The organism is Bacteroidota bacterium, assembly GCA_013696965.1.
GTDB lineage: Bacteria > Bacteroidota > Bacteroidia > JACCXN01 > JACCXN01 > JACCXN01.
Genome location: JACCXN010000009.1, coordinates 38444 through 51125 on the forward strand (window position 1 = coordinate 38444; position 12682 = coordinate 51125).

The 12682-nt window shown below is 35.4% G+C and carries 11 protein-coding genes; all 11 read right to left on the minus strand.

All coding sequences use genetic code 11. The features are described 5' to 3' along the window. Positions 1–120: 120 nt before the first annotated feature. Positions 121–3786, minus strand: coding sequence for a methionine synthase (gene metH / locus H0V01_01390; protein MBA2582021.1), 3666 nt, complete (start codon positions 3784–3786; stop codon positions 121–123). A gap of 100 nt (positions 3787–3886) precedes the next feature. Then, positions 3887–4165 carry a hypothetical protein gene (locus H0V01_01395; GenBank protein ID MBA2582022.1) on the minus strand — a complete coding sequence of 93 codons (279 nt, stop codon included), beginning with the start codon at positions 4163–4165 and terminating at the stop codon, positions 3887–3889. A gap of 22 nt (positions 4166–4187) precedes the next feature. After that, positions 4188–4715: a DUF420 domain-containing protein gene (locus H0V01_01400; protein ID MBA2582023.1), complete on the minus strand. Its 528-nt coding sequence runs from the start codon at positions 4713–4715 to the stop codon at positions 4188–4190. Next, positions 4712–5419 carry an SCO family protein gene (locus H0V01_01405; protein MBA2582024.1) on the minus strand — a complete coding sequence of 236 codons (708 nt, stop codon included), beginning with the start codon at positions 5417–5419 and terminating at the stop codon, positions 4712–4714. Before H0V01_01405 ends, H0V01_01400 begins: the two co-directional genes overlap by 4 nt. 6 nt (positions 5420–5425) lie before the next feature. Further along, the gene (locus H0V01_01410; GenBank protein MBA2582025.1) at positions 5426–5794 is read right to left on the minus strand and encodes a cytochrome C oxidase subunit IV family protein; all 369 of its coding nucleotides are present in this window, start codon (positions 5792–5794) and stop codon (positions 5426–5428) included. Between the two features lie 38 nt (positions 5795–5832). After that, positions 5833–6630 (minus strand): cytochrome c oxidase subunit 3, encoded by a 798-nt coding sequence (locus H0V01_01415; GenBank protein ID MBA2582026.1) that lies wholly within the window; start codon positions 6628–6630, stop codon positions 5833–5835. A gap of 56 nt (positions 6631–6686) precedes the next feature. Next, the gene (locus tag H0V01_01420; protein MBA2582027.1) at positions 6687–7268 is read right to left on the minus strand and encodes a cytochrome c oxidase subunit 3; all 582 of its coding nucleotides are present in this window, start codon (positions 7266–7268) and stop codon (positions 6687–6689) included. A 3-nt stretch (positions 7269–7271) separates the two neighbouring features. Then, entirely contained in the window at positions 7272–8201 is a 930-nt protein-coding gene (gene cyoE / locus H0V01_01425; GenBank protein MBA2582028.1) for a protoheme IX farnesyltransferase, read from the minus strand. Between the two features lie 90 nt (positions 8202–8291). Then, positions 8292–9923, minus strand: coding sequence for a hypothetical protein (locus tag H0V01_01430; GenBank protein MBA2582029.1), 1632 nt, complete (start codon positions 9921–9923; stop codon positions 8292–8294). Then, entirely contained in the window at positions 9920–10981 is a 1062-nt protein-coding gene (locus H0V01_01435) for an undecaprenyl/decaprenyl-phosphate alpha-N-acetylglucosaminyl 1-phosphate transferase (protein ID MBA2582030.1), read from the minus strand. The genes H0V01_01430 and H0V01_01435 overlap by 4 nt, the downstream gene beginning before the upstream one ends. An 84-nt stretch (positions 10982–11065) precedes the next feature. Further along, positions 11066–12673 (minus strand): hypothetical protein, encoded by a 1608-nt coding sequence (locus H0V01_01440; GenBank protein MBA2582031.1) that lies wholly within the window; start codon positions 12671–12673, stop codon positions 11066–11068. Positions 12674–12682: the final 9 nt, after the last annotated feature.

A 12682-nucleotide genomic window follows, 5' to 3' on the forward strand; every position in this document is an offset into this window, starting at 1 on the left:
ATTTATTATCCTGTTGAATTCCCACTACAACAGTACTCCTGGAGTTTTTTAGCAATAAAAAAAAATGCTGAGTCCATCTATTTTGTCTCAGCTGCTTTCAAAAAAATCATAATGAATGTATCAATAACTAAGATTGCTACTTAGCCATTTTTCAATTTCAGTTACAGGCATGTTTTTTCTTTTAGAATAATTTTCAACCTGTTCTTTTGTAATTTTTCCAAGGCCGAAATATTGGGATTCAGGATGAGAAAAATACAAACCAGAAACCGAAGAAACAGGATACATTGCCATGCTTTCTGTAAGATTAATCCCTGTTGTTTTCTCTACTTCAAAAAGTTTGAATTGCAATACTTTTTCTGTATGGTCAGGACAGGCAGGATAACCTTGTGCTGGCCTAATTCCCCGGTAATTTTCTTTAATAATGCTTTCCTTATCCAGCTCTTCATCCTTTGCATAACCCCAAAACTCTTTCCTTACTTTAAGATGCATTAATTCTGCAAAGGCCTCTGCAAGACGATCGGCAAGAGCTTTTAACAGTATTGAATTGTAATCATCATGATCTTGTTCAAATTGCTGCACCCATTTTTCCATGCCAATACCAGTAGTTACAGCAAATCCTCCAATATAATCAGTTACACCGGAATCTTTTGGAGCAATAAAATCAGACAAAGCAAGATTACTATGGCCCTGAGGTTTCAAAGTCTGCTGCCTAAGGGTATGTAACACTGTTTTAACTTTCCCAGATGGCTCATCATCATAAATAATAATATCATCATTTGTGGAATTAGCAGGATAAAAACCTACTACGGCATTGGCTTGTATCCATTTCTCATTAATAATCCTTGAAAGCATCAGCTTTGCATCATTATACAATTTTGTTGCTTCCATTCCTTTTTCAGGATCGCTTAAAATTTTAGGATAACTTCCCTTCATCTCCCAGGTATGAAAAAATGGAGTCCAGTCAATAAATTCAGCAATTTGATCTAAGGGAAAAGCTTCGAAAAATTTATTCCCTATAAAAGCAGGTTTTTGTATTTGTGTTTGTTCCCAATTAATTTTAAGTTTATTTCTGCGTGCCTGATCCAAAGAAATGAATTTAACAGCTGAATGCGCATTCTTGTTTGCTTCCCTTAATCGTTCATATTCAACATTTGTCTTTTCCAAAAAATCAGCCCTCAAGTGATCAGATAATAAAGTGCTGGCAACAGTAACACTCCTTGATGCATCGTTTACATGAACAACAGGCAAAGAGTAACAGGGAGCTATTTTAACAGCTGTATGAACCTTTGAAGTAGTTGCCCCGCCAATTAACAAAGGCACCTTGAATCCTTGTCTTTGCATTTCTTTGGCAACATGTACCATTTCATCAAGAGATGGAGTAATTAAACCACTCAAACCAATAATATCAACATTTTCTGCCCTTGCAGCCTCCAGAATTTTTTCGGCAGGAACCATTACCCCCAAATCAATTATTTCGAAATTATTGCAAGCAAGCACCACCCCTACTATGTTTTTTCCTATATCATGCACATCCCCTTTCACAGTAGCTAAAAGCACTTTCCCTGCATTTTTTGAAACATCGCTTGCTGATTTTTCTGCCTCAAGAAAGGGGAGTAAATAAGCCACTGCTTTTTTCATTACCCTGGCGCTTTTTACAACCTGTGGTAAAAACATTTTTCCTGATCCAAACAAATCCCCAACCACATTCATTCCCTCCATCAAAGGCCCTTCAATAATATGCAAGGACCTGTCAAATTTCTTCCTTGCTTCATCTAAATCTTCTTCAATATAATCTACCACGCCCTTTACCAAAGAATGTGTGAACCTTTCTTGCAAATCAAGTTTTCTCCAGGACAAATCCTTTTCTATCTTTTTTCCTTCTCCTTTTAGCGTTTCTGCATAGGTAACCAGCGTTTCTGTTGCATCCTCTTTTCGGTTCAATAAAACATCTTCTACTAGTTCAAGTAATTCTTTTGGAACCTGGTCATAAACCTGCAACATTCCAGGATTTACTATTCCCATATCCATTCCCGCTTTAATTGCATGATAAAGAAAAGCAGAATGAATGGCCTCTCTCATTAAATCATTGCCACGAAACGAAAAAGAAACATTACTTACTCCCCCACTTACTTTTGCTAATGGAAGATTCTTCTTTATCCATTTTGTAGCGTTAAAAAAATCAAGTGCATTTAATTTATGTTCATCCATTCCTGTTGCAACAGGAAAGATGTTTGGATCAAAAATTATATCCTGGGCAGGAAAGTTAAGTTTATCTACCAAAATAGAATAAGCTCTGCTGCATATTTCTATTCTTCGCTCGTAGGTATCAGCCTGGCCTTTTTCATCGAAGGCCATTACGATTACTGCTGCTCCGTATCTTTTTACTTTAAGGGCCTGATCAATAAACACTTTCTCTCCCTCTTTCAAACTTATGGAATTAACAATTCCTTTACCCTGTACACATTTCAAACCTGCTTCAATCACATTCCATTTTGAAGAATCAATCATAATTGGAAGTTTGGAAATATCAGGTTCTGCAGCAATAAGGTTAAGAAATTTTACCATCGCAGCTTCAGAATCAATCATACCTTCATCCATGTTCACATCAATAACCTGTGCGCCACCTTCAACCTGGTCTCTGGCAATGGCAAGGGCACCCTCATAATCCCCTGAAGTAATTAATTTAGCGAATTTCCTTGAACCAGTAATATTAGTTCTCTCACCTACGTTCATGAAATTGCTTTCCTTTCGCATTGTTACGGGCTCTAATCCACTTAACCTTAACAAAGATTCAATAGCAGGTACAATCCGGGGCTTACCTTTAGCAGCAGCTTCAGCAATATGCCTGATGTGATCAGGAGTTGTTCCGCAGCAGCCTCCCACAATGTTTACAAATCCACTTGAAATAAAATCATGAATATGCCCGCACATATCAGAAGGAGATTGGTCATACTCACCAAATTGATTTGGCAATCCGGCATTTGGATATGCACTGATATAAAATGGTGATTTTTGTGAAAGCTCTTCAATATAAGGGCGCATATCAGCTGCTCCAAGTGCACAATTCAATCCTATACTAAGCAAACCTAAATGAGATACTGAATTAATAAAAGCCTCAACTGTTTGTCCGGACAATGTTCTTCCACTGGCATCTGTTATAGTTCCAGAAACCATTACAGGAAGTCTCTTTCCACAAAATTCGAAATAGCTATCAAGGGCATAAAGGGCTGCTTTGCAATTCAGGGTGTCAAAAACAGTTTCTATCAAAACTAAATCTACCCCTCCCTCTATTAGTCCTTTGGCTTGAACAGTATATGCATCAACCAATTCATCAAATGTAACTGCACGATATCCCGGATCATTTACATCAGGAGACATAGAGGCTGTGCGATTAGTGGGGCCAATAGCCCCAGCTACAAAACGTGGTTTATCTGGATTTAACAGTGTAAATTCTACTGCTGCCTTTTTTGCTATAACTGCAGAATTAAAATTAAGTTCATAAGCAAGTTCTTGCATATCATAATCTGCAAGGGAAATAACATTGGCATTAAAAGTATTGGTTTCAATAATATCTGCCCCGGCATTAAGATATGCTTTGTGGATGGCCTCTATAATTTCGGGTTGGGTGAGTGATAAAAGATCATTATTACCTTTAATATCTTTATGAAAATTTTTAAATCTTTCTCCACGGTAATCTTGTTCTGTTAACCTGTAATCCTGAATCATGGTACCCATTGCACCATCAATTACAAGTATCCTTTTTTCTAATTCTTTATTTATATTCACTTTTATACAGTTTTAAAGGTGCAAATAAAATTGCCATGGAATAATTTAAGGGCGGTATTTGAACCTGAAATTATAATGCTTGGGGAAGAAACATCTTAAATTAAAAAAGTTTAAATCCTGAAGCCTTAAACTTCATAAACTTCTCATTTATTTTATCCTTAAAAAACAGGTAAAACATTCCCATTAACAGCAAATACGGAACAGCCATTAAATAAAGTATGCCGGTATTCAAACCTTTTCCCACATTATTGGATTCATTTTCAATATTTGAGGTTGCTACTGCTTTACACATGGCGCACTGCCCAAAAACTGAATCCTGCTCAAGAACCAGGATCAAAAGCAGGATAAGGGGAAGAAAAAATTTCAATAGCTTTTGCATAAATCAAAATTAATAAAAGCGATTAATAATAAGGGGCTATCATTAAATAAACAATTACACCTGTAATTGAAACATAAAGCCAAAGGGGCAATGTCCAACGGGCAATTTTTTTGTGCTTGTCAAACTTTTCCATTAGAGCCCTTGAATAAGTTAGCAATACCAATGGCACTATTAAGGCGGCAAGTACAATATGAGTAAGCAGGAAAAAGTAGTATACATTTCTTATCATTCCAACTCCGCCAAAAATAGCTGGCTCAGCCGTTGCATGATAAGCAATATACAGAAGTAAAAATAATACCGAGAGAAAAAAAGCTGCATACATGAGTTTTTTATGACGGTCTATGTTTTTGTTTTTTATAGCCACAAATGCAAGAATCAAAACAAGGGCTGTTAATGCATTTATAACTGCATTGATTGCTGGAAGAATTGTAATTCTTCCACCTAAATCAGCTTTAGGAGCAAAAAACAAAATTGCTACGGCAAGGGGAATAACAATTGAAACTGCAATTATCAAAGGCAACAATGATTTTTCTTTTATGACAATATTCATTTTTCTTTTTTCTTAGATTTTTTTGGAACCATTTCCTCAGCAATAAGCACTTTTATGGCATCAATCAATTTGTTTATTTCTGTAAGACTTGTGCCATCATAGAATCCTCTTATTCTTTTTTTCTTATCAATCAAAACAAAAAGTTCCGAATGCAGAAACCCACCAGGAGCTAGTACATCCTCTTCTGCACTAACTAAATAGCTATAAACTCCTTGCTTGTATATCTCATCTTTATTGCCGGTTACAAAATGCCAGTTTTCCCCTGCATGTGCTTGTTGAGCATAAGCTGCCAGAGCTTCAACAGTGTCTTTTTCTGGGTCAACTGTATGCGAAAGAAACATTACCTGTGGAAAATCTTTTAGCTTTTCCTGAACCCTTAGCATTCCTGCGGTCATTTTAGGACAAATACCTGGGCAAGTGGTGAAAAAGAAATCGGCTACATAAATTTTATCTTCGAAATTCTTTTGCGTAACTATATCACCATGCTGATTAACAAAAGCGAAATCCTTAACAGTATGATATATTGTATCAACTACTTGCTTTCCATCAACCACGCTTATTTCAACATCCTTTTCACCATAAAAAGGAAGGGAAAGCATATTGTGCTTTCCCAAAGTAAGAATAAAGTAAACTGATGCAGGTAAAAGCAGCAGAACTACTAAAAAAATGGTTTTTAAATACCTGTTCCTTTTATTTTCTGACATTTCAAATTACCATCCAAACAATTTGTCGATTTGAAAAATATAAGTCGCCTCGATAAGTGAAATAAATATCAGATAAAAGATAAAGAATAAAAATGGTCCCAGGATAGTAATCCGTAGCGATTTAACCTCATCACCAAGATGCATGTATGACATTACTATATAACCTGCTTTTACAAGAGTAAGTGTAATAAAGGTAACAAATAGAAATGTTTTCATTCCTGGATCTCTGGAGAACATTAAACCAAGTGTAACCTCAACAATAGTTACAATTAGCAGTATCCAGAATATCTGCCATATTTTTTTTCTTTTTTTAACACCTTCCTCTTCTGAATGATGTGCATCCAATGAGTATTCAATTATGTCATCTCTCTTCATTTGACTATTTTATTTGTTAACGTGTGTTTATGTTTTTATTATAGAAGGTAGAAAAAGGTAAATACAAATACCCATACTAAATCCACAAAATGCCAGTAAAGACCAGTTTTTTCAACCATTTCATAATGACCCTTACGTTCGAATTCTCCATCAATTACCTTTGTAAGAATTAAAATGTTAATTATAACTCCGCTAAAAACGTGGAATCCGTGAAAACCAGTTATAAAAAAGAAAAAATTAGCAAAAAGTGGCACACCATATTCATTAACTACCATATTTGCTCCATGAACTACAGTGCCTGCCTCAATCATTGCAGCAGCTTCTGCTCCGGTAACAACAGCACCATTAACACCAGGGAATTTAAGACCATCCTGGATAAATTGTACAACAGTACCATCAGCAAGCATTAATGCACCTTGCTCAGTTCCATGAATGAAATGATACCACTCCCAAGCCTGGGAGCCAACGAAGATAAACCCTCCGATAATAGTTAATATCATCCATTTAATTACATTTTTCTTATCCATCCTGTGACCGGCTTCTACAGCAAGAACCATAGTAACAGAACTCATAATTAATATAAAAGTCATAAGACCTACATATGCAAGTTCTATATGTCCGGCATAAAACGGGAAATGTGTAAAAACATCTCCTGCTACGGGCCATACATCTTCAAACCTATGGCGCATAAAGCCATAAGCAGTTAATAATGCGGAAAATGTAAAAGCATCAGAAATGAGGAAAAACCACATCATCATTTTTCCGTAACTTATCTTAAAGGGAGATTGTCCTCCACCCCAAGGGTTTCCTTCAGCGGTTTGAGCTGCACCAGCCATACTTATTCTAGGTTTTAGTTAAAAATGTAATCTGTTATAAAATATTTTGTGCAAGTTTAACGAATTAAAAGCAAAAAGAGGAACAAATATATCCACAAAAAATCTAAAAAATGCCAATAAATAGAACACAACTGCAAACCTAGCAGATTTTTTGAATGATAAATATTATATAATGCCCTTACTCCTGTAATGAGCAAAGCAGCTAATCCGCCCAGTACATGAGCAAGATGAAGCCCGGAAAGAACATACAAATAAGAACCAGAGGCATTTCCCCCAGAAAAATAAATATCCTGAGAAATCAAATCTTTCCACCCTGAAAATTGAAAGCCAACAAAAGCAACTCCTAGAACAAAGGTTAACCATATAAATGATTTTACCCTTGCCATATCATCTCTTTTAGCTGCACTCATGGCCATGTTCATGGTTATGCTGCTTAACAAAAGCACGGCTGTACTAAAATAAAACATTTGAGGCAATGCAAAATCCTGCCAGTTTCCTTCGGCCATACGTACTATATACGCACTGGTAAGACCGGCAAACATCATTATTATACTTACCAACCCTACCCATAGAAGGGTTTTCTTTGCCTTTTTCCTGAGCTCTAACTCTTCCTGAGGACTTCTTAATGCCATTTCCATTAATTATAATTTATCCATTAATATTAATAACTGCACAATTGGAAGGAAAATAAAAGAAGCGAACATTAAACGCGAAGCATCTTTTGTTGAACAGTTACTGTAAACTTTATAAGCCATAAATGCAAAAACTGAAGCGCAAATAAATATAATAACTGCCGAAATATTTCCTGACATTTTGAACATTAATGGTAGTAAACTAATCGGTATAAGTCCGAGTGAATAAATAAAAATTTGAAATCCGCTACTTTTATCTCTTCCTGCTTCAGATGGCAACATTTTGAAGCCTGCTTTGCGGTAATCCTCATCAATTACCCAGGCAATGGCCCAAAAGTGGGGAAATTGCCAAATAAACTGAATTGCAAAAAGTATTAGTCCCTGCACATCTATTGCATTGGTTGCTGCTACATACCCCAATAAAGGTGGAATTGCACCTGGAAAAGCTCCTACAAAAACGGCAAATGGGGTTACTTTTTTTAATGGGGTATAAAGTGTAGTATACAATAACAATGCTAGTAAGCCAAGTATTCCACTTAAGGGATTCATGAAAAACCACAGTATAAAAATACCAATAACACCCATTAAAGATGCAAGCACCAAAGCCTCTGGTATGCTCATTCGTTCCTGTGGCAGTGGTCTGTTTTTGGTTCTTGTCATTAACTTATCAGTTTCCTTTTCCATAATTTGGTTAAAACCATTAGAGGAACCAGTAACAAGAAAACCTCCTATTACTAGCCATATCAGCTTTGTCCAGTCAAGATTTGAGGAGCCATAAATAAAGCAAATAACAGCAGAAAAAACTACAAGTGATGTAAGTCGGAATTTAATAAACTGAAAGTAATCAGATATCTTTGCCGTGATATTGAATTTTTCTTGGGTGTATATTTCTTCAGCCAGCAAAATTGCGTATTGTATAAGATTCTTTAGGGTTGCAATTTTACCAAAAAAATGCTAAACCGCCAAGAATTTGCAACTAGAAATTATAAATTATTTTGCACAAGGGGCAGTTCCATAACTTTTTCCATCCTACCTATCATAGTAAGCGTTAAAAAGAGTTGTACGAATTCCGGCATAAATAAAATGTGTTTTTTGCCTGTTGTCAATAAGCCCCTGCCACATCTCTCTGCCGGTATAGCCAATTTCTGCCTGTATATTACTTTTAGTGTTTATTAAGTAAGAAACTTTAAAATCTTTTACCAGCAAGTAGGTCTTTATTCCCTGTCCGGTATAATGTCCATGCTCATATGGTCTTTCACGGTAGGAACGGTAAATGTCTCTGCCATAATAAACATTATTCAAATCAGAACCAAAATCAGTGTATACAAGTTTTGCCTCTAAGGACAACCTGTTACGGAAATACCTTAAAATAGCCAGGGACTCCTTGAAATTGGCCCCTAATGGATGGGCTAAAGGTTGATTGAAGTGCCCGTAATTTTGGTAAACGCTTCCATGGGAATACGTGTAAGGCCGGGTAAAATTATACTCTGCTTGTAGTTGAAGATTTTTAATGGTTAAAAAATCAAACCATTTGTAACCCAGCTGGAATCCATATTTATTTGCCCACCAGCCCCACTTCCTTGTAGAATCTGGAAGTATTGCCTGGATAACATCTGAACGAATTTCTTTGAGCAAAAACTCATCAATAAAGGCTTGCCCATAAATTAAATGCTTATTAAATAATTTGTATTTAAAATTAAGTCCCATTAAAACATTATCTCCTGATCCTACTGAATATTCAACAGGACGGTAAAAAATAACCGGGTTCAGATAATTAATATCATAAGTGAATTTCTGCCCTAGTGTATCCCTGTTTTCAAAAATAACAGCCTCGAAAACACCAATATTTAAACGCTTTCCAATATTTAAACTTAAGAAATGAAATGTTCCGTATTTGTTGTAAAAGGAGCTGGAATTGCCTAAAGAACCACTAATGTCACTTAAATTAGTAAAAAGGTTTACGTACTGAAGTTTCCAAATTGTAGTTGTGATTTTAAAATAGGGATAACTGTATGCATTATCAGAAAGCAACAAGGAACGATAGCCATCGCCAATAAAATTTCTACCAAAGCCGGCCTGCAGGTCAACATACTTAATTGGGGAGTAGGACAAATAACCGCTATTGTTTTTATAATTCCAGGAATTGCCTCTTTCATTAGCATAAGCACCTCCTGGAACAACCTTTTCATTGTCAACTATGGAATCCAAATAAGAAGGAAAAATAGAATTTCCCTGAGAAAAAACAGTATTGAAATGCAATTTGTTTCCCAATGACACATCAAATGAAGCTCCATAAGCAGATTCAAAAGGAATTACTGTGTTTGCAGTTTCAAAACCGCTTATCAAATTAATTACAGGATTAACCTTTATTGATAATATTCCTCTTTTGTATGCTAATAGATTTTCATTAAAAAAGCGATTTGCAAACTTTGATTCGCTTTGCTTTTCCAGGGAATGGTTTATGGAATCAATTGCAAGCAATTCACTTAATTTAGAAATCTGGTAAGGTTTGCTTGCAGTATGGAAACCAACATCCTTACTATTTAGAAATGCATCGTATCGGCTTAATATATTTTTATTTAGCGATGCGTTTTGAGCGTGCATCTGAAAAATTTGCATCAGGGCAAATGCGATAAGAAATATTCTTACAAAATTTTTCAAGTAGCCAGGACTGCTTTATTTTTAACTTTTTTAAAGACAAAAGGTATTTGTGCAACCAAAATTGCAAAACCTGCAACAACAACAAAAGCCATTGTAGCTCCCATTTTTTGAGCCATAAAGGCTAATGCAATAGTAGAAATACTATAAAGGTATATCACAATTACAGTTTGTCTTTGATTGAGACCAATATCTAACAGCCTGTGATGAATGTGATTTTTATCTGCAGAAAAAGGAGAAACGCCTCTAACGGTCCGGTAAATAAAAATTCTTAGTGTATCTACTAAAGGATAAACAAGAATGGATAATGCCAGGATGGGTTTTGAAACATTTGCTAACTCGGCTGGCAGATATGCTACATTAAATTCAATCATTTTTATTGCCAGTAAAGAAAAAATAAAGCCCAGAGTAAGTGATCCGGAATCTCCCATAAAAATTTTGGCGGGAGAGAAATTATAAAACATAAATGCCAAGAGTGCTCCACCAAGAGAAATGGCCAAAACAGCCATTTCATTATTACCAGCAGTAAAAAACCAGAACCCAAAAGCAAACGAGGCAATTACGCCAACTCCCGAGGCCAATCCATCCACTCCATCAATAAGGTTAAATGCATTTACAATTACAATATATGCATACAAAGAAAGGAAAACGCTTGCCCAATGCGGAATATCCCTTATTCCAAAAAGACCATACAAGCTGGTAATTCTCACATCTGCCATCATTATTAGCATTAAGCCAACCAAAACGTGAGCTAAAAGTTTTTTAACCGGTGCAGTACCTATTATATCATCTTTAACGCCCACAAAAAACAATAACAGTCCTCCTGCTATTACATATTTAAGATTTTCAGGTGATTGTCCTGGGTACCAAAGTGAATATGTAAATAAAGCAGCCGCGAAAATAATAATCCCACCAATAGAAGGAATTCTCCTGGTATGGAGCTTTCTATCATCATCCGGGTTATCGGTTAAGCCCTTCATAATTGCAACTTTTATAAGTGCAGGTGTAGAAAGCAACACGATAAAAAAAGAAGTTAAAAATGTGAGTACAAGCAGTTCCAAGTTCATTTAAGCTAAAGGGTCAACAAAATTGCATATAATTCTTGAATTTTCTATTAGGTAACGCTGTTTTTAAACTTAATTATATTAAAAGTCATAATACCTGTTGAATAAATCCGTTCGCAATGCAAAAAACAAAATTCGGCTTTCCTGTCTTCTGTTTACATTTGCACTGATTCTTTCAGAAAAACCAACCATTATTTTCATATTCGTTTTCCGGTTAATAATATACCCAACTGAAATCTCTTTCCAAAACAAGGATGCTTCCAAAGACTTATCAGGCAATTGGGTTCCGGATAATTCTCCCTGAGCTAAAAAAATATTGCCACCATTATTATAACCGGAAGTATCATAATTCATTGTGGCATAATTAAATTTTACACCCAGGAACAAATCCTTTATTCCATAATCAATAAAACCTACAAATTCTTTAAACCCTGCACCAAGTGGATGAGCTAGAGATTGATTATAGTGCCCGTAATTTTGAATCGGATTTTGAAAAGAATAGGTATAAGGCTCTACAGAATTGAATTCTGACTGAAGGTGTAGGTTTTTAATCGAAAACAAATCAAAAGTTTTAAAACCAGCCTGCCATCCATAATCATTTGTTTTCAGTCCATTTATTAAAAACTGTCCGTAAAGTGTGGTTTTATTCAGGAGCTTATATTTAATATTTATTCCTGTAAAAACATTATTTAAAGTATCATTTAGTAATGCCACAGTATTAACAAAAATTACTGGATTGTAAAAAAGCGGGCTTACCTTTTGAGGGTAATTGTTTTCCGAGGCTTTCCATATAATTCCTTCAAAAACCCCAATCTGCAATCTTTTAGTGGCATTGAAACTCAGGTAGTGGAAAGTGCCTTGTTTTCTTATAAATAATTCCTCCCTTTGCGACACAACCTGAGTTTTCATTCGAATCAATGTTTGAAGAGAACTATATATATTGGTGTAATTTAAACGGTTTTTAAAAAATGCGGTATTGATTTTAAGGTAAGGATAAACAAAAGCATTATCGGAAAGTATTAAGGAACGATAACCTTCTCCTATGAAATGGTTTCCATGGCCAAGTTGAAGGTTTATGTTTTTAATGGGAGAATAGGATACGTTTCCTGAAGCCCAGGCATAATCATAACCGGATTTTTTAAACTCCTTTACCCTCCCCTGACCAGGCACAACACCCCATTGCTGCACATAATCATCAAGGTAACTTACAAAAAAAGATTGGTTTTCAAGGAAAGTAGTTTCAAAAGAAAACTTAGTAGTAATATCTCCGCTGGCCCTAAATCCTCTGGAATTTGTATAAAAACTGGAAGTATCAGCCCTTAAAGAAACATCTGCATTATCCTGATGAAATGAAAAATTAAAAAGCGGATCAATATGAAGTTTGAAATCTCCAGTATCAACATGAATTAAACTTTCGTATTTTATTTTCCTGGCAAATTTTGATTGAAATTGCCTGTGTTTTTGAATTTCATTTTCACTATTTGCAATGGAATCGCTATTAATTAATGAGCCAAGATAAGGCTTTACAGCTGTATGAGAGGAATTTCCAGGATGAGCAAGATGCTTTTCAATATTTAAAAGATAAGACCTGTTTAAGGGAAGATTTTCCTGCTGCGCATTTCCAACAAGAGGAAAAATCAAAAGAAAAATCAGAATATACTTGAAAAAATTCAAAAAGGTAGAAATCATTGCATTAGC